This is a genomic window from Bradyrhizobium viridifuturi (assembly GCF_001238275.1).
Classification (GTDB): domain Bacteria; phylum Pseudomonadota; class Alphaproteobacteria; order Rhizobiales; family Xanthobacteraceae; genus Bradyrhizobium; species Bradyrhizobium viridifuturi.
Genome location: NZ_LGTB01000022.1, coordinates 120,470 through 138,766 on the forward strand (window position 1 = coordinate 120,470; position 18,297 = coordinate 138,766).

Consider the following 18,297-nt stretch of genomic DNA (forward strand, 5'->3'; position numbering starts at 1 on the left):
GCGCTGCGACCGTGATCTGTCGGCATCCCAAGCGGTGTGCATCACAGGCTGACAGGTCCCACCAAACCGATCGCAAGCGCGGCGGCCAACTGGCTGCCGCTGCGCCGCTTCATCGCCGCCGAATATCGCGCGATGCCGCTGCTGCTCGTTCACCGAGAACATCGGCACCTTCACCAAGACCTGGCTCTATCCCTCGCCGCGGCTCGGCTGGTCGATGGTTTCGATCGAGAAGCTCGGCTCCTGGTTCCTGCTCCTTGTCATCGGCTACACGCTGGTCAGCCTGGTCAATGCGCCGCTGACGTGGAGGGGCGAGACACCACGGCGGGATGACGCGGCCGCGGGCGGAATGTCGGTGCCGACGCTTTGACGGCCTCGTTTGCTCCATGGCATGATCGGCCATTCGAAGCTGGAGGGATGTTTGCATGCTCAGGTGTCGTTTGGCGGTTATGTTCGGCGCCTTGCTGCTTGCCACCCCCTCCTATGCCGCCCGCTGCGGCGGCAGTTTTCCCGCCTTCGTGCAGTCGTTCTCGCAGGAGGCGGCCGCGGCCGGCATCCAGCAGGACGTGATCTCGCAGGCGCTCGGCGGGGTGCAGCAGGATGGCGGGGTGCTCGCCTTCGACCGGCGGCAGCGCTACACCTTCAACAAGACCTTCGAGCAGTATGTCGCAACCCGCGTCGGCTCGGGGCGCATCAATGGCGGCCGCGCCATGTTGCAGCGTCACGCCGCGCTGCTGTCGAAGATCGAGGCGCAATACGGCGTGCCGCGTCAGATACTGGTCGCGATCTGGGGGCTGGAGACCGATTTCGGCAAGGGCGACATGGGCAAGCTGCCGGTGTTTCGCGTGCTCACCACGCTGGCGCATGATTGCCGCCGCACCGACCTGTTCCAGGGCGAGCTGCTCGCCGCGCTCAAGATCCTGCAACGCGGCGACCTTCGTCTGAATGATATGATCGGCGCCTATGCCGGCGAGATCGGCCAGACCCAGTTCCTGCCGTCATCCTACATCAAGTATGGCGTCGACTTCGACGGCGACGGCCATGTCGATCTGCGCCACTCGGTGCCAGACGTGCTGGCTTCGACCGCGAACCTCCTGCACTCGAACGGCTTCAAGATGGGCGCGCCCTACGGCGAGGGCAGCGCCAATTTCGAGGCGATGCGCGAGTGGAACAGGGCGGTGATCTATCGCAAGACCATCGGGTATTTTGCCGATCAGCTCGTCGGGCGGTGACGGCATTGCGGTCATCCCCAATGCGCAATTGCGTATTGTGGGGCTCGCGAAGCGAGAACCCGGGATCTCGAGCCGCATATCTGCAGGGCATCCCATGGAAACCATCGGCAGCCAAAAGATCTGGTCGTTCTTCGACCGCCGGGGATGCCAGATCGCGAAGAATTCGGCGGTGCGGGAGGGGCCGGGGCATCGGGTCGGCTCCTATCTCGAGCTTGCGACCAAGATCGCCGAGCTGCAATTCCTCAACCGCGACCATGTGCTGCTGTTTCGCGGCCAGGGCGCCGACTTCAGGAACATCAAGCGCAACTCGTCGCTGAAGCCGACGCTGTTCCGCGGCGGCCGCGGCAATCCGGATCAGGCGACGCTGGCGACGCGGTTCGAGGCCTTGCGGCGCGCCGAGCAGGTCCTGATCGCGGAGTATGGCAGAGCGAAGCTGCTCGGGCTGGAGCGGCTGAAGCGGCATCGCATCCTGCGCTGGTCGATCCTGCAGCATTACGAGGTCTGCACCACGCCGCTGCTCGACGTCACCCATTCGATCCGCATTGCCGCCTCGTTCGCCTCGCTGGCGGAGACCGGCACCGCCTTCCTCTATGTGCTCGGCGTGCCGAATCTGAGCGGCGCCATCACGGCGAGCGCCGAAGCCGGCCTGCAGATCGTGCGGCTGTCCAGCGTCTGCCCGCCGTCGGCGGTGCGGCCGCATATCCAGGAGGGCTATCTGCTCGGCGAATATCCCGAGATGTCCGGCACCGAGCAGAAGGAAAACTATTTCCCCTACGAGATGGATTTCGGCCGGCGGCTGGTCGCCAAATTCTCGTTCGCGCCGTCCTCGTTCTGGAAGAACGACAATTTCCCGCAGGTGACGCGAAGCGCGCTCCATCCGTCGGAGCGGAGCGATCCGCTGTTTCGGCTGGCGCTCGGGGTGAAAAAGCAGCTCGGCGGGTGATCCGCCTGGGATGTGTGACTCACCGATCGCCCGGCACATTCGGTGTCGTCCCGGGCTTGACCCGGGACCCATAACCACGACTGCCCGTTGTGCCTGACGCTATGGCCCCAGCGTGCTCACCAACGCGACCCTGTGGTTATGGGTCTCTGCTCCCGTGCGCAATTCCGCACTAGGCAGGGACGACAGATCGTGTGCGGCACCGCTGCCGTCGTGCAATCAACCCGCCCGCGCGGCATCGCGCGCGATCCGCCTTGCGGCCGTTTTCTCCATCTGCCGCTGCATCACCTTCCAATAGGTCGCGGGGCGGAAGCGTTGCAGCAGGTCCATGAAGATGGCGTCCTTGCCGATCAGGATGCGCGGCTGGTTCTTCTCGATGCCGGTGATGATGCGTTGCGCGGCGGCCGCCGGCGTGGTCCTCGCCAGCGTCTCGAAGCGCTCGATCGATTCGGATCGGCGGGCGTTGTCGGTGACGCCGCTGCCGGTGCGCGAGTTGCGCGCGATGTTGGTGGCGATGCCGCCGGGATGCACGACGGAGAGCTTCACCGGGCTGTTGGCCATCGCAAGCTCGTGGCGCAGGCTCTCGGAGAAGCCGCGCACCGCGAACTTGGCCGCGCAATAGGCGCTCTGGCCGGGCGGGGCGACGATGCCGAAGATCGAGGAGACGTTGACGATATGCGCCTCGCGCCGCTGCGACAGCAGCGGCAGGAAGGCGCGGGTGCCGTGCACCACGCCCCAGAAATTGATGTTGAACAGCCACTCCATCTGCGCCTGGTCGATCTCGCCGAACTCGCCGAGCAGCGCGACGCCGGCATTGTTGACGACGATGTTGAGGCCGGGATGCGCGGCGCCGGCGGCTGCTGCGAACGCGGTGATCTGGTCGGGCTCGCTGACATCGACGCGGTGGACGATGACCTTGCGCGGGCCCGCTCTGGCGATCTCGATCGCTTTGGCGATTTCGGCGGCGGTGGCCTGCAGGCCGCCCTCGTCGCGGTCGGCGAGCGCGAGATCGCAGCCGCGGAGCGCCAGTTCAAGCGCGAGCGCGCGGCCGATGCCGCTGGCAGCTCCGGTCACGGCGGCGGCGGATCCAGAGATCGCGGTCATGTCGGGTCAGCTCCATCTCGACGAGGGGTGGCGGTTGCCGCACGGGAACACAGGTTTCCTCGCTTTTCTCAAATTGGAACCGAACCATCCAGCGATTTTAGGCATTTAATCTGTGCTCGTTTTCGAAACCGCGATCAATGAGGGAGGCCCAGCCATGGGACAGTCGAGGCCCTATCGTGCGAAGGCGCTGGTTGTCGAAGACGACCCGATGCAGCGGGAGATGATCGGCCTGCTGCTCGAGGAAAGTGATTTCGATGTGATCTCCTGCGAGAGCGCGGAGGCCGCAGAATTGGTCCTGCGGGGTGACGGCGGCAATGTCGTGCTGATGCTGACGGATGTCGAGCTGGCCGGCAACATGACCGGGGTCGAGCTCGCTCATGTCGCCAAGAAGTACAAACCCGATCTCGACGTGATCGTCACCTCAGGCAAGCCGCTGCGGCAGCGGCTGCCCGACGGCGCCCTGTTCTGGGCCAAGCCCTGGGCGCCGCTGGACGTGATCCGCCTCGCCGAGACCAAGGCGTCGGCGCTGTCGGGCGGCGGGGTGAGGTCCGCATAACGGCGTTGTCAGCGCGGGCGAAGGGCGGCCGGCCGGCGGCCGCTTCCGCCTGCTCGGGCGCCGTGATATTGCCGGACCATGTCCCGTCCCCTCGAGGATTTGAAATGACCTGGTCCTTCCTGCTGACCACGCTGATCGTGGTCGCCTCGCCCGGCACCGGCGTGCTCTACACCCTGGCGGTGGCACTGACTCGGGGCTCGCGGGCGAGCGTGGCGGCGGTGTTCGGCTGCACCCTCGGGATCTTGCCGCAGATGATCGCGGCGATGCTCGGCCTTGCCGCCATCCTGCACACCAGCGCGATGGCGTTCGCGGCGCTGAAATGGGGCGGCGTGGTCTATCTGCTCTACATGGCCTGGCAGGCGCTGCGCGAGCACGGCGCGCTCGCCGTCGACACCGAGATCAAGCCGCGCTCGAGCGGGCGGGTGATCGTGACCGCGATCCTGATCAACATCCTCAATCCGAAGCTGTCGATCTTCTTCCTGGCCTTCCTGCCGCAGTTCATCGCCGTCGACGAGGCGCATCCGCTGACGCGGATGGTCGAGCTCAGCTTCGTGTTCATGGCGATGACCTTTGCGGTGTTCGCGGTCTACGGGCTGTTCGCAGCGTCGGTGCGCGACCGCGTCATCACCCGGCCGAAGGTGATGGCCTGGCTCAGGCGCAGCTTTGCCGCGGGCTTTGCCGTACTCGGCGCCAAGCTCGCGTTCGCGGAGCGCTGAAGCCGTATTCGCTTGCGGCCGAGGCTGGCAACAAGACAGAGGCAGGCAATAAAAAGCAGGCCTTGCGCCTGCTGCCTTGCCCCATCTGGCGGGGCCGATCGAATTGGTGAATGTGAGGTTGCTAAGTTCGGGGCTGGCGTCGTTTCGACCGGCGGCCCCGGGGCCGAGTGCCCGGGCAGGGCAGGAGCCGCTACCCGGGCTGGAATTCGTTACTTCTTGGCGGCCTTCTTCTTGGTGGCCTTTTTCGCCTTCGCCTTCTTCGCCTTCTTCGCTTTCTTAGCCATAGTATCCTCTCAGGGTTTCATGGATTGAACGCGACTCCGAGGCATGCTTGGCGGAGGGCCAGCCTCGCAACATCCTCAGTATCAAACTCAGCAGATTCGGAGGCGGCTGCCGCGTGCTGTCACGTCGCCGTCATCGTGTTATCCACAGCTGTTACGTGTTTTCGCCAGTTTTTCGCCAGCGTCGGCGTGTCGCGCGCCGCGGCGCAGCCGTGACGGTCATGCTTAACGATGCGCGAACGGCCGATGCGCGGTTCTTCATCAATTCAAAACCACAGCACGGAATGGCGCGCGGCGGTGACAGTCCGTTAAGCCGCGCGGCCGCATCCTTGCCGCCAAGACAACGGGGATTGTCGTTGGGGGAAACGCCTTAAGGGGTGGCGGTCATTTCAGGGGAGGCGAGGCCGATACCGGTCTCGAACAGGGGCGATGTTGAGCGTTCCGACGCTTTGGACGGTATTCATTATCAATTTTCTCGCGCTCGGCCTGATCTGGGCCTATGTCGCGCAAAGCTATCCAGCTTTCGGCGCGGCGCGGTTCTGGACCGCGTCCGCCTTCGTCGCGTCCGCCGGCGCCGCCTGCGCGATGCTCCGTGTGATGATGACGGACTCGCTGTTGCCGCTGCTGGCGGCGGGGACGCTGATGGTGTTCGCCGCCGGCCTTGCCGCGATGGGCATCGAGCGCTTCTACGGCAAGCCGGTGGGCTGGCGCAGGACCGCGCTGTCCACCGCGTTCGCGTTTGCCGGCCTCGGCGTCTTCATCTTTGCCTATGACAGCCTGCCGATGCGCATCCTGGTCTATACCGTCGCCCAGGTCATGCCGTTCGCATTGACGCTGAAGCTGTTGCTGTCGCCCGAGAACGGGCGCGTCAGCCCCGGCGCGCGGCTTGCCGGCGTCGTCGCCTCGGTGCTGATCGGCATCTATGCGCTGCGCCTGGTCGGCGCCCTGCTGCAGCCCGGCGAGTACTCCTTCGTTCGCTTCAGTGCGGGCCAGTCGCTGGTGATCCTGCTGATGGTGTTCCTGTCGATGGCGCTCAATTTCGGCTTCCTGCTGATGGCGATCGACCGGTTGCGCAACGAGGTCGCCGACCTCGCGCTGCTCGACGATCTCACCGGCGTCGGCAACCGCCGCCACCTGGTGCAGCGGCTGACCGAGGAATGCGCGCGGTCCGACCGCAACGGCGAGGCGTTCGCGCTGCTGGTGATCGACCTCGACGGCTTCAAGGGCATCAACGACACCCATGGCCACGCCGCCGGCGATGCCTGCCTGCAGCACTTCACGCTGATGGCGCAGACCAGGCTCCGCCCGGGCGACATGCTGGCCCGCACCGGCGGCGACGAGTTCTGCATCGTGCTGCCGTCCTCGACGCTGCGCGAGGGCGCGATGATCGCCCGCCGCGTGCTGGAGGTCTGTCGCGCCGACGCCGAGCAGTGCACCGGCCGCGATATTCCGATCGCGGTCTCGATCGGGGTTGCGCAATGGACCCGCGAGATCGGCATGCATCCCGACCGCCTGATCGCCGCCGCCGACCACGCGCTGTACGACGCCAAGAAGGGCGGCAAGAACGGCTATGCGACCTACGAGCCCAGGCTGCCGCCCGAGATGGTCGATGCGCTGGAGGCGAGCCTGCGCCAGCGCGCCTGAGTGTGCTAACGAGGGACGCCACTGGATCCCGTCGTCATGATGCCTCGCCTGCTCACCGCGCTCCTTGCGCTCGTGATCTCCTCCGCCGCACTGGCCGAACCCCCTGATCTCGCCGTCATCGCCCGATCGCAGGGCACGCCCGAGATTCCCGGACTGAAGATGGTGTGGCTGTCGCCGTGGGGCGACGTCGCCAAGGCGCATCCCTGGCGCAACATCATCGTGCACCAGACCGAAGGGCCGCAGGGCTCGGCACGTTACGGCGCGCAAGAGCAGCACAAGAACCCGACGCGGCGCGGCGTCATGGTCTGGGTCGAAACCGACGGCACGGTCTACTGGGCGGTCGCCGACAACCTCGTTCCGACCCACACCGACGGCGCCGATCGCAACGACAACAAGTATATCGACAACAGCAAGACCTATCACCAGGTCAACAAGGACACCTCGATCGGCGTCGAGTTCGCCGGCAATTATCCCGACGTCACCAAGGGCCCGACCGACGCGCAAGTTTCGGCCTGGCGCGTGCTGCTGAAGGTGCTGCGCGCGCGTTACGGCATTCCGCTCGATCGCGTCTATGCCCACAACTGGATCGACTTCAAGGACGCCCGCTACTGCGAGGGCTGCGCGCTCGCGACCATGGCGCGAGAGTGGGGCGAGTAGGGGTGGACACTCGGCAGCCGCATCGACGGCCACGCGCGCGCCACTGAGGATTCAGTCCTGCGGGCGCAGGGCCGTCTCGGCGCGCTGCATCATCCGCCGCCATCGCTCGCTGGTCGGGCCGCCCATCAGCAGGAAGTAGCGGACGATCGCGATCGGCAGCCAGCTCTCCGTCGCTTGCCTCAGCGCCGCTTCCGGCTGGCCGGACAGCCGTGCGTATTCGGATTGCGCGGCCGCATGGACTGCAAGCGGCCGCTGCGGATTGTCGGTGATGTCGAGAGCGAGCTCGGTCAGGTTGATGTGAAAGTGTCCGTGATCGAAGGCCGCAGGCGCGCGGATCGAAAAGGTCCAGTCGATCAGCCGCGGCCCGTCCGCCGTCATGATCACGTTGTTGGGGTGGATGTCGCCGTGGCACAGGGGGTCCCCCGGCTGCTGCAGGCGGTCGATCAGCGCGAGAACGCCGGAGGCGATGTGCTTGGGCACGATGTCGCCCGCGAGCCTGAAGGAGGTGTCCATCCAGCCGCGCAGGAAGAACGCTTCCGGCGGTGGCGGCATCCTGTGAACGGACAGGCTGAGGGACGCGAGGATCGCGCCCGCCTGGGCAAACGTCACGCCGCCGCTGCGCGTGAGCTGCAGCAGTGTCGGTCCGTCGAGGCGGGCGAGCACGATGCCGAAGCGTCCGTCGATCGTCACCTCGCCGAAAACTTCCGGTGCAGGCACGCCGGCGGCGAAGACCGCCCGGGCGATCCGCGCCTCTTGCTTGGCGAGCCGCGGCGGAAAACCTTCCTTGAACAGCTTGACGACCCGACCCGGCGCCCAGGCGTGGATATCAGCCGTGCCGCCCTGGTTGATCTTCTCGCCGAGGGATCCCCGCATCGCCCGTCCTCCCGCCGGTCGCAACGAAACACCGGCGGCGGGCAAAAGAGAATGCTTCCGCGCTCTTGGCTGCCAGCCATGATCGTGGCTTGTCCCAGGTCACGGTGTTTGCCAGAATCGCGACGCGATGCGCGGTTTGGGACAAGTCCGGTTCTGGCCTTGGCCGACATGGCTAAGAGCGCCGCTCTAACATCATGCCAAAAGCCAGCCCTGGAGGCGCGCGAGTGGGGCGGGTTGGACGCGGGGTCATTGAAATCCGAAGCCCCTGCTTTCGGGGAATGAAGCGGAAACCCGACCGGCCTCAGCGATTTGCGGCTTTTGACGCGAACGGGCTTTGGGAGCATTGCGACTCGCTCCGAGTGCACACAGTCGAATCGAAGGCGAACACGTCAGCGTCGTCGCACAACCCCAATAACATTGTCCGGCCAGCAACAACCGATATGCGCCGCTGGAAAATCTCGATACATTTGCTTGGCCGAGAGAGAGGGGCGTCATTTGGCACGAAAATCCGAGGCGCTTTTCTTTGCGGTCGGGCTGTTGCTGGCGACCGTACCCGTCCGTGCTCAGAATTTTCAAGGTTTGGGATTCTTGCCAGGATTTGACTACAGCGAAGCTGCTGGTGTGAGCGCTGATGGAAGGACGGTGGCTGGAAATCTACGTCCAATCGGCCAAGAGACTAGCGGCAACTCTGAAGCGTTTGGCTGGACCGCATCGACTGGGATCGTCGCTCTGGGCTTTCCAAGCGGCAGTGACATGAGCCGGGCGTTGGGAGTGAGTGGCGACGGCACGACGTTCGTGGGATCCGGCGCACTGCTCAATAGCGCCACGGGTGCGAGGGCATTCAAGTGGACGTCAGCCACTGGATTCGCAGGCCTCGGAGATTTACCCGGAGGCAACAGCAACAATTTTGCCGCTGCAACGAATGCAGACGGCTCCGTCATTGTTGGCAGTGCTGTAGCCGGGTGTTGTGCGCAAGCCATTCGCTGGACTGCATCTACGGGCATGGTCAACCTTGGCACTTTGCCAGGCGCCACCGGAGGAGTTGCGAACGGCGTGAGCGGAGATGGCTCTGTCGTCGTCGGTTACAGCAACACCAATGAAGCGTTTCGATGGACCGCAACGACCGGCATGACCGGTCTTGGCTTTCTACCGGGCTCCAACAACAGCACCGCAACTGCTGTCAGCGCAAACGGGTCCGTCATTATTGGTTCCAGTCGCGACCAAGCCTTTCGATGGACCGCGGCCACGGGCATGGTCGCCATCGGCTCTCTACCGGGAGCTACCTTTAGTCAAGCGAATGCAATCAATGCGGACGGCTCGGTCATTGTCGGCACGAGCGGCAGTGCTAATTTTCAGGCCTATCGATGGACACAAGCGACGGGAATACAATCAATCCCTGCCATTCTGAGCGCAGGAGGTTACGGCCCGACGAATTGGAGTCTGCAGACAGCCCAAGGTGTTTCGGCTGATGGAACGGTTATCGTGGGGAATGGCATTGATCCCAACGGAAAGAACGAAGCGTGGATTGCACATATCCCCGTCAACGCTTTTGCATTGCTCGACCTCAACGGCGTCGATCACTCGCTTGGGTCGCTGGTATGGGGCGGTGTAGTCACAAACAGTGGTCCCGGGACCGCAACTCTGTCGGCAGGAAGTGACAACACCAACAGCACATTTATCGGCACGATTCAGGACGGCCTCGGCTCTACGGCTTTTGTCAAGACAGGTACCGGGACGCTGACCTTGACGGGTGCCAGCACCTATACCGGCGCGACCACCGTGAACGGCGGCACGCTCGAGATCGGCAACGGCGGCTCGATCGCTAACTCGTCGTCATTGACGAACACGGCGAATTTCGTGGTCGATGGCGGCGGTTCGGCGACATTCGGATCAGTCACCAACGCGGCGACTGGCGCCATCACCGTGACGGCAGGTGGTATCATGCACGACGATCTGAGTAATGCCGGGACGGTGACCAACAACGGCGCTTATTTCGCCAATGTCGCGAGCAACACAGGCACGATCACTAACAATGGGACGTGGACCGGCAACGTCAACAACACGGGCGGTGCCTTCCTCGGCATCGGTTCGGTCGCCGGCAATGTCGCGATCGGCAATAGCGCAGTTTTTGCGCCGGGCAGCGGCACACCGGGTGCGTCGATGACGATCAACGGCAGCCTCGCGTTCTCGTCCGGGGCATTCTATCAGGTGGCGATCAACCCAACGACCGCTTCGTTCGTGAATGTTACTGGATCGGCGACGCTGGGCGGCGCCTCGGTACAGGCTGTCTTTTCTTCGGGCACCTATGTCGCCAAGCGATACACCATCGTGAATGCGGCAGGCGGTATCAACGGCACATTCAGCTCGCTGGCTGATACTAACTTGCCAGCCGGATTCACCCCGACCCTAAGCTATGACGGCACGCATGCCTTCCTCAATCTTCCACTCAACTTTGTGCCGCCGCCAGGGGGCAGGTTTAGTGCCAACCAGCAGAGCGCCGCCGACGCCATCATCAATTTCTTCAATCGCAACGGCAGCATTCCGATCGTGTTTGGCGCGTTGACTCCCTCTGGCTTGACTCAGCTCTCGGGTGAGGGCGCGACCACCTCGCAGCAAACGACCTTCGACGCCATGAACCAGTTCCTGGGCGTGCTAACCGATTCCTTCATCGCGGGCCGCGGCGACCCTCTCAGCGCTGGTGGCAGTACGGCTGGCTATGCCGAGGAAAGTATGGCGTATGCAGCGAAGCGGGGCGCCAAGAGCGAGCGCGATGCCTATGCCGTCGTCTACACCTAGGCACCACCTGTCGCATCAACCCCCGAGCAGCGCTGGAGCGTGTGGGCGGCGGGATATGGCGGTTCGCAACGGACCGACGGCAACGCGGTGACCGGATCGAACGATACTCGCAGCAGCATCTACGGGACGGCCGTCGGCGCCGACTATCGTTTCTCGGCCGATACCATCGCCGGCTTTGCGCTGGGCGGCGGCGGCACCAATTTCGCCGTCAATGGCCTCGGCACCGGCCGCTCCGACTTGTTCCAGGCCGGTGTCTTCGTTCGGCACAATGTCGGTGCGGCCTACCTCGCCGGCGCGTTGGCCTATGGCTGGCAGGACATCACGACGGATCGCGCCGTGACAGTGGCTGGCGTCGATCAGCTGCGCGCTCGGTTCAATGCCAATGCGTGGAGCGGACGCATCGAGGGCGGCTATCGCTTCGTGTCGCAAGGCTTCGGCTGGACGCCTTATGTGGCCGGACAGTTCACGACGTTCGACATGCCGAACTATGCCGAGCAAGCCATCGTCGGTGCCAATACCTTCGCGCTTGCCTACAATGCGACGAGTGTGACCGACACGCGTAGCGAGCTCGGACTTCGCACCGACAAGTCCTTTGCCGTGGCAGATGGCATCGTGGCACTGCGCGGCCGCGTCGCGTGGGCGCATGACTTCAATCCGGATCGCTCCCTCGCGGCGACCTTCCAAACGCTGCCCGGTGCAAGCTTCGTCGTGAACGGCGCCAGGCAGGCATCGGATTCGGCGCTGGTGACGGCCACGGTCGAGAAGAAATGGCTGAATGGCTGGTCGGCGGCGGTCACCTTCGAAGGCGAGTTCTCCAACGTGACAGAGAGCTACGCCGGCAAAGGTGTCGTGCGCTACGCGTGGTGATGTCTGCTCTTGGCCCTTTAGCCGACGAGAAGCGCCACCCACCAATCTCGTGCTGCGCGGACCCGTTGATCCAACCCATTCTACAGGCAACAAAAAAGCCGGCGTTGCCGCCGGCTTTCGTGTCTGTTGGCTCGTTCGCCGCGCGGTTAGTGCGCGGCTTCGAGAGCTGCTTCCTGCCGGGCGATCGTGCCCTTGACGGCCGACTGCACCTTCTCGAACGCGCGGACCTCGATCTGCCGCACGCGCTCGCGCGACACGCCGAATTCGGCGGCGAGGTCTTCCAGCGTCATCGGCTCATCGGCCAGGCGCCGCGCCTCGAAGATGCGGCGTTCGCGCGGGTTGAGCACGCCGATCGCACCGTTCAGGGCCTGGCGGCGATGATCGAACTCCTCGCTTTCGGCCATCAGGGCCTCGGCGTTGGGCGAGTTGTCGACCAGCCAGTCCTGCCATTCGCCGGCTTCGCCGTCGTCGCGGATCGGGGCGTTGAGCGACGCGTCACCGCCGAGGCGGCGGTTCATGTCGACCACGTCCTGATCGGTCACGCCGAGGCGCTTGGCAATCAGCTTCACCTGGTCGGGGTGGAGATCACCCTCTTCCAGCGCGGAGATCTTGCTCTTCGCCTTGCGCAGGTTGAAGAACAGCTTCTTCTGGTTCGCGGTGGTGCCCATCTTCACGAGCGACCAGGAACGCAGAATGTACTCTTGTATTGACGCCTTGATCCACCACATGGCGTAAGTGGCGAGACGGAAGCCCTTCTCGGGCTCGAATCGCTTCACTGCCTGCATCAGGCCGACATTGCCTTCCGAGACGACCTCGGAGATCGGCAAGCCGTAGCCGCGATAGCCCATGGCGATCTTGGCCACGAGCCTGAGGTGGCTGGTGACGAGTTTATGCGCCGCGTCGCGATCGTCATGCTCGCGCCAACGCTTGGCGAGCATGTACTCCTGCTGGGGCTCCAGCATGGGGAACTTGCGGATCTCGGCGAGGTAACGTGAAAGGCCAGATTCTCCATTGAGAACCGGCAACGTAGCTGTACGGGCCATTCGAGCGCCCTCCAGTGGTTCAGACCCCCGATAGCGGCGGGCCCGGCAGGTGGCCGCTGGGTTAAAGCCGGCCATGCTGCGATGTTCCGCGCTGGATATTCAGCGCAGGTGCAACATACACTAAACGGTCCGTGATAGGGAAGGATTGCTGACGTCACGTCCCCGTGTGGCAGGTATAACCTATTGTCATAACGGGACTTTTCCAGAAGGGGTGCGTCATACCGCCGCTGTCAGCGCCCGTTCCAGGAGAAGCAAATCCTCCGGCAGGGCCGACTCCCAGCGTAAAAGTTCCCCGGTGCGGGGGTGCTCCAATGCCAGCAGATAGGCGTGGAGGGCCTGCCGGTCGAGGGCGGTGAGTGCGTCCTTACCTTCCGGTCCGAGATGGCCGGCCTTGGTCTTGAAGTGCGGGCCGTAGACGGCATCGCCCATCAGGGGATGACCGAGATGGGCGAGGTGGACCCGGATCTGGTGAGTCCGCCCGGTCTCGAGCCGGCAGGCCAGCAGCGAGGCGACCGGCTTGCCGTCGCGGCCGGCAAAGCTCGACAGCACCTCGAAATGGGTGATCGCCTCGCGGCCGCCCTGGCGCACCGCAATCTTCTCGCGGGCATGCGGGTGACGGTCGATCGGCGCATCGATGGTGCCGTGCGGCCGGTTCGGCACGCCCCAGACGAACGCCATGTAGCCGCGCTCCATCGGCCCCGTGCGGCCGTGGTCGGCGAACTGCGCGGTGAGCGACTGGTGGGCTTGGTCGTTCTTGGCGACCACCATCAGGCCCGTGGTGTCCTTGTCGAGCCGGTGCACGATGCCCGGCCGCTTGACCCCGCCGATGCCGGACAGGCTGCTGCCGCAATGGGAGATCAGCGCGTTGACCAGTGTTCCCGTGGCGTGGCCGGCCGCCGGATGCACGACCAGGCCCCTGGGCTTGTCGATGACGATGATGTCGTCGTCCTCGAACACGATATCGAGCGCGATGTCCTCACCCTTCGGCTCGGCAGGCGCGGCCTCCGGCACGTCGATTATGATCGTATCGCCCGTGGCGACATGATAAGCGGGGTCGCGGACGACGGCGTCCTTGACGGTCACGGAACCGGCGAGGATCAGCGCCTTCAGCCGGGACCGTGACAGCTCCGGAGTGCGCTGTGCGAGCACGCGGTCAAGCCGGGCCGAGCCCTCGTCGCCCGCGACGATGACCTCCAGCTTCCGACCGCCATTCGATGAGACCTGCTGCGAAGTAACTTGCAAAGATATAGAGCCTTGTGATGACCGACACCGCTGTGACCGAACCGACCCCCGACCAGGCCGCGCTGATCGCGCGGGTGCGGCGCATGATGCTGATCGCGGGCCTGACCTCGGCATTGGCCGTGGCCGTCGTGTTGATCGCCATCGGCTACCGCCTTTATCGCAGCGAGGGAAGCCCTGTTTCGGTCTCCGATGTCACTGCTGCGCTGCCGAAGGGCGCCCGCATCGTCGCGACCGCCGTCGCCGGCGACCGGCTGGTGCTTACGCTTGATATAGGCGGTGCAACAGAGATCCGCACATTTGATGCAAAGACGCTGAAACCTGCCGGCAGGCTGAGCTTCGTCAACGAGCCCTGACGTTCGCAATCGCGAAGCCGCGCGCTGGATGAACCAAAAGCTGCAAAGCATATTCTGCATAGTTTTTGCGCCAGCGTTCGCGCATCGAGAAGGTGTGCCGCCATCTTTTCGGCCGAGTTGCACGTTCAGCTTGCGCCATGCAGCAATCCAACCCCAGCGCTTCCATCGAACAGTCCGGTGAATCCGATGCAGTGGGGTCGTGCACCGATCCGACGCGCCGCGCGGTGTTGACCGCGCTCGCGGGCTGCGCCTGTCTCGCCGCGATCGAGCCCGCGGCCGCCGACGATGAAGATCAGCCCGGCGCCAGTGAGCGGCCGCAAAAAGCCGATCAGCTGGTGCGCGCCGAAGGCGACAAGGCCGGACAGGTCATCAAGTCGGATGATCTGACGCTGGGCGGTCCGCCGATCCGCGCCTGGCCGAAAGACCCGACGACTTCAGTCGTCCGCAAGGGCTCGCGGCTCAACGAGGTCGTGCTCGTCAAGCTCGATCCGAAAGAGCTCGACGACGCCACGCGTGCGCGCGCACCTGACGGCATCGTCTGCTACTCCGTCATCTGCTCGCACGCCGGATGTCCGATCACCGCCTGGGTGAAGGAAAATCAGGGCGACAAGAACGTTCTGAAATGTCTCTGTCACAACTCCGAATACGATCCGCGGCAGGATGCGCAGGTCGTGTTCGGGCCGGCGCCACGTCGCCTCGCGGCATTGCCGCTGACGGTTGCCGACGGCGCGATCACGGTCGCAGCGCCATTCGTCGGAAAGGTGGGTGCTCAGCAGGGAGGATGAGACCACATCGGGAGTTCTGCATGATCTAAATAAAACTGAAAAAATAGAACAGAGCAGGGAGGTAGCATCTCATGACAAGCAAGCAGTGGTTACTGTCGAGTTGTGTCGCATTCACGTGCCTCATTTCGACCTATGCCGTCGCGGGGCCGATCGAAAACTACAGTCCGGTGACGTCTGCCCGCCTCGAAAATCCCGAACCCGGCAACTGGATGCTCTATCGCCGGACCTATGACGGACAGGGTTTCAGTCCGCTCAATCAGATCAACACATCCAACGTCAAAGACCTCAAGCCGGCCTGGACCTTCTCGACCGGCGTGATCGAAGGCCATGAGGCGCCGCCGATCGTCAACAACGGCGTGATGTTCGTCGCGACCCCGATGGGGCAGGTGATCGCGCTCAACGCCAAGACCGGCGAAGAATACTGGCGCTACAAGCGGCAGCTTCCCGACGATCTGTTCCAGCTGCATCCGACCAGCCGCGGCGTCGGCCTGTGGGAGGACAAGCTCTATCTCGCCACCACGGATGATCATGTGGTCGCGCTCGATGCCAAGACCGGCAAGGTGGTCTGGGACACCAAGGTCCAGGACTACAAGAAGGGTCAGTACATGACGCTGATGCCGCTCACCGTCGACGGCAAGGTGATCGTGGGCGGCTCCGGCGGTGAGTTCGGCGTGCGCGGCTATGTTGCCGCGTTCGACGCGAACAGCGGCAAGGAACTGTGGCGCACCTTCACCATCCCCGGCGAAGGCGAGCCCGGCCACGAAACCTGGAGCGGCGACGACTGGAAGTCGGGCGGCGGATCGGCCTGGATGACCGGCACCTACGACAAGGACACCAAGACGGTCTATTGGGGCGTCGGCAACGCCGCGCCGTGGCCCGGCTCGATGCATCCCGGCGACAACCTCTACACCAGTTCGGTGCTCGCGCTCGATCCCGACACCGGCAAGATCAAGACCCACTTCCAGTATCACCAGAACGATTCCTGGGACTGGGACGAGGTCGATGCGCCGATGCTGATCGACATGCAGCGCGACGGACGGTCGTTCAAGAGCCTGGTGCATCCGGGCCGCGACGCGATCTTCTGGGTGCTGGAGCGCAAGCCGGACAAGATCAACTATGTCGCCGGCTGGCCGTTCGTGAAGACCAATGTCTGGAAGGGTGTCGAGGCCGAGACCGGCCGGCCGATCCTCGATCCCGACCACAAGCCCGTGCTCGGCAAGCGGGTCGAGTTCTGTCCGTCGCTGTGGGGCGGCAAGGACTGGCCCTCGGCGGCCTATAGCCCGAACACCAAGCTGGTCTATGTTCCCGCCAACGAGAACTTCTGCGGCGGCTTCACGGGCGAGAAGCAGCCGCTGGTTCCCGGCCAGCTCTGGCTCGGCACCAAGCCTGAAGACATTGGACTGATCCCCGCGCCGAATGCCGATCATTTCGGCGAGTTGCAGGCGTGGGATCCGGCCACCGGCAAGAAGGTCTGGCAGCACGACTACAAGACGTCGCAGCTGTTCGGCGCGGTGACGGCAACCGCGGGCGATCTGGTTCTCGCCGGCGGCACCAACGACCGCGCCTTCCGCATCTTCAACGCCAAGACCGGCGAGCTGTTGTGGGAGCAGAAGACCAACTCCGGCATCATGGCGATGCCGATGTCCTATGAGGTCGATGGCACGCAGTACATCGCGGTCCAGTCGGGCTGGGGCGTCGACGCGCAGCGTATCCAGGATGCGCTGGCCGGCAAGGTCAAGGGCTTCGAGAACAACGTCCCGCAAGGCGGCGTGATCTGGGTGTTCGCGCTCGACAAGAAGTAGCGCACGACCTGGGCCTCGGTTCTGACCAAATCAGGACCGAAGCTCGGGCTGTTTGGTTTGATCGGCTTTCGGGTTCGACCGACAGGGGGCGATGCGATCGGGAAGCGGCGGCTGGGGAGACCGCCGCTTCCCGGTCCGCCCATTCGGCTATTTTCCCTTCTCGTCGACCTTCCGCTTCTCGTCGTCATTCATCTTCTTGATCGTCGGATCACGACTGGCCTCACCGGTGGTTTGGTCGGTGGTCGATGGTGGGCCGTTGCTCGGAACCGAGCTCTGGTCGGGCAGCACCTTGGCCGGACGCGTTGCCGTCGTGCTCGGCGGCGAAGCTGTTTGTGCGAACGCCTGTGCTGCAAAAAGAAAGCGCCCGCGGACAGGGTTGCCGCGAGCGTCCCGAATGTTTGAGGCGGGGTTCTCATCGATCTCCTCCCGAGAATGTCGATGAGAACCGCCAGCTTCGCCGAACGTTCCTGCGTCAGATCTCCAGTTGCTTGCCGATCGGCAGGGCGCGGATGCGCTTGCCGGTGGCGGCAAAGATCGCGTTGATCAGCGCCGGCGCGAACGGCGGCACGCCGGGCTCACCGACGCCGCTCGGCGGCGTGTCGGCGCCGGGCGGCACGATGTAGACGTTGGTGATCGCAGGCGACTCGTCGATCCGGATCACCGGGAAGTCGTCGAAATTGCTCTGCTGCACCTTGCCGTCCTTGAAGCTGATCTCGCCGTATTTGGCGAGGCTCAACCCCATGATCGCAGCGCCTTCGATCTGCGAGTGGATGCGCTCCGGATTGACGTAAGTCCCGCAATCGATCGCGGTGTCGACCCGCGGCACCGTGAACTTGCCCTTGTCGTCGACTGCCACCTCGACGATGGTCGCGATGTAGCTGACGAACGAGCGGTGCACGGCGATGCCGAGGCCGTGGCCCTTCGGCACCGTGCGGCCCCACTCGCCCTTCTCGGCGACCAGCTCGACCACCTTGCGCAGCCGCGCGGTGTCGATCGGATAGCTCTCATAGGGCTCGCCGTAGTTCCAGGGATCCTTCACCGAGGACAAATTGACGATCCGGGGCGATCCGATCAGCTCCAGCAGCATGTCCTTCTGGTCGCGGTTCGTCGCATGCGCGATCTCCGCGGCCATGGATTGCACCGCGAAGGCGCGCGGGATGTTGGACACCGAGCGGAACCAGCCGATCCGCGTGAACGCGGCGGCTTCCGGATTCTCGCACTGCAGGTTGGCGATCTCGAACGGGTTGTCGATCAGGCCCATGCCGAGCTCGAACGGCGCTTCGTGATTGGCGCCGGCGGCGAAGGTCGAAGCGATGGTCGGCGCCACGCTGCGGTGCCGCCACGCAATCACCTTGCCGCTCTTGTCGAGGCCGGCCTCGATCCGCTCCACCGAGACCGTGTGCAGGAAG

At 64.4% G+C, this 18,297-nt stretch carries 17 protein-coding genes; 12 read left to right on the forward strand and 5 right to left on the reverse strand.

Translation table 11 applies throughout. The features are described 5' to 3' along the window. The first annotated feature begins 160 nt into the window (after positions 1-160). From ALC15_RS43390 to ALC15_RS21010, 3 genes are all read left to right on the forward strand, one after another. Complete coding sequence (locus ALC15_RS43390) at positions 161-367, forward strand: DUF817 family protein (RefSeq protein ID WP_347336305.1); 207 nt, start codon at positions 161-163, stop codon at positions 365-367. 55 nt (positions 368-422) lie between these two features. Then, entirely contained in the window at positions 423-1,229 is an 807-nt protein-coding gene (locus tag ALC15_RS21005) for a lytic murein transglycosylase (RefSeq protein WP_050628891.1), read from the forward strand. Between the two features lie 94 nt (positions 1,230-1,323). Then, positions 1,324-2,172 carry an FRG domain-containing protein gene (locus tag ALC15_RS21010; RefSeq protein ID WP_050628892.1) on the forward strand — a complete coding sequence of 283 codons (849 nt, stop codon included), beginning with the start codon at positions 1,324-1,326 and terminating at the stop codon, positions 2,170-2,172. A 216-nt stretch (positions 2,173-2,388) separates the two neighbouring features. Here the strand turns inward: ALC15_RS21010 and ALC15_RS21015 are convergent, their stop codons facing one another. Further along, positions 2,389-3,273 (reverse strand): SDR family NAD(P)-dependent oxidoreductase, encoded by an 885-nt coding sequence (locus tag ALC15_RS21015; RefSeq protein WP_050628893.1) that lies wholly within the window; start codon positions 3,271-3,273, stop codon positions 2,389-2,391. Positions 3,274-3,427: 154 nt separating this feature from the next. Between ALC15_RS21015 and ALC15_RS21020 the strand changes: the two genes are divergently transcribed. The 4 genes from ALC15_RS21020 to ALC15_RS21035 all read left to right on the forward strand — a co-directional run bounded on the left by ALC15_RS21020 (position 3,428) and on the right by ALC15_RS21035 (position 7,127). Continuing rightward, complete coding sequence (locus ALC15_RS21020; protein ID WP_050628894.1) at positions 3,428-3,829, forward strand: response regulator; 402 nt, start codon at positions 3,428-3,430, stop codon at positions 3,827-3,829. A 104-nt stretch (positions 3,830-3,933) separates the two neighbouring features. Further along, complete coding sequence (locus ALC15_RS21025) at positions 3,934-4,545, forward strand: LysE family translocator (RefSeq protein ID WP_050628895.1); 612 nt, start codon at positions 3,934-3,936, stop codon at positions 4,543-4,545. A 710-nt stretch (positions 4,546-5,255) separates the two neighbouring features. Continuing rightward, positions 5,256-6,470, forward strand: a complete 1,215-nt coding sequence (locus ALC15_RS21030) for a GGDEF domain-containing protein (protein ID WP_050628896.1) — start codon at positions 5,256-5,258, stop codon at positions 6,468-6,470. A gap of 36 nt (positions 6,471-6,506) precedes the next feature. Further along, the gene (locus ALC15_RS21035) at positions 6,507-7,127 is read left to right on the forward strand and encodes a peptidoglycan recognition protein family protein (protein ID WP_050628897.1); all 621 of its coding nucleotides are present in this window, start codon (positions 6,507-6,509) and stop codon (positions 7,125-7,127) included. Positions 7,128-7,178: 51 nt separating this feature from the next. Here the strand turns inward: ALC15_RS21035 and ALC15_RS21040 are convergent, their stop codons facing one another. Further along, on the reverse strand, positions 7,179-8,000 hold the full coding sequence (locus tag ALC15_RS21040) for a phosphotransferase (RefSeq protein WP_050628898.1): 822 nt from the start codon (positions 7,998-8,000) through the stop codon (positions 7,179-7,181). A gap of 495 nt (positions 8,001-8,495) precedes the next feature. Here ALC15_RS21040 and ALC15_RS46370 point away from each other — a divergent pair, with 495 nt between their 5' ends. Together ALC15_RS46370 and ALC15_RS46375 are read left to right on the forward strand one after the other, a co-directional pair. Then, entirely contained in the window at positions 8,496-10,796 is a 2,301-nt protein-coding gene (locus ALC15_RS46370) for an autotransporter-associated beta strand repeat-containing protein (protein ID WP_244486180.1), read from the forward strand. Positions 10,797-10,835: 39 nt separating this feature from the next. Beyond that, on the forward strand, positions 10,836-11,663 hold the full coding sequence (locus ALC15_RS46375) for an autotransporter outer membrane beta-barrel domain-containing protein (RefSeq protein WP_050628900.1): 828 nt from the start codon (positions 10,836-10,838) through the stop codon (positions 11,661-11,663). A 146-nt stretch (positions 11,664-11,809) separates the two neighbouring features. Here ALC15_RS46375 and rpoH read toward each other — a convergent pair whose 3' ends face one another. Beyond that, positions 11,810-12,706 (reverse strand): RNA polymerase sigma factor RpoH, encoded by an 897-nt coding sequence (gene rpoH / locus ALC15_RS21055; RefSeq protein ID WP_021077401.1) that lies wholly within the window; start codon positions 12,704-12,706, stop codon positions 11,810-11,812. Positions 12,707-12,922: 216 nt separating this feature from the next. Continuing rightward, on the reverse strand, positions 12,923-13,903 hold the full coding sequence (locus ALC15_RS21060) for an RluA family pseudouridine synthase (RefSeq protein WP_050628916.1): 981 nt from the start codon (positions 13,901-13,903) through the stop codon (positions 12,923-12,925). 62 nt (positions 13,904-13,965) lie between these two features. Between ALC15_RS21060 and ALC15_RS21065 the strand changes: the two genes are divergently transcribed. The 3 genes from ALC15_RS21065 to ALC15_RS21075 all read left to right on the forward strand — a co-directional run bounded on the left by ALC15_RS21065 (position 13,966) and on the right by ALC15_RS21075 (position 16,888). Next, positions 13,966-14,301, forward strand: coding sequence for a hypothetical protein (locus ALC15_RS21065; protein ID WP_050628901.1), 336 nt, complete (start codon positions 13,966-13,968; stop codon positions 14,299-14,301). A 137-nt stretch (positions 14,302-14,438) separates the two neighbouring features. Continuing rightward, positions 14,439-15,086, forward strand: coding sequence for a QcrA and Rieske domain-containing protein (locus ALC15_RS21070; RefSeq protein WP_050628902.1), 648 nt, complete (start codon positions 14,439-14,441; stop codon positions 15,084-15,086). Positions 15,087-15,157: 71 nt separating this feature from the next. Next, positions 15,158-16,888, forward strand: a complete 1,731-nt coding sequence (locus tag ALC15_RS21075; RefSeq protein WP_050628903.1) for a methanol/ethanol family PQQ-dependent dehydrogenase — start codon at positions 15,158-15,160, stop codon at positions 16,886-16,888. A gap of 472 nt (positions 16,889-17,360) precedes the next feature. Here ALC15_RS21075 and ALC15_RS21085 read toward each other — a convergent pair. After that, positions 17,361-18,297 (reverse strand): molybdopterin cofactor-binding domain-containing protein (locus ALC15_RS21085; protein ID WP_157860922.1); only part of this gene is annotated, 937 nt, incomplete at its 5' end.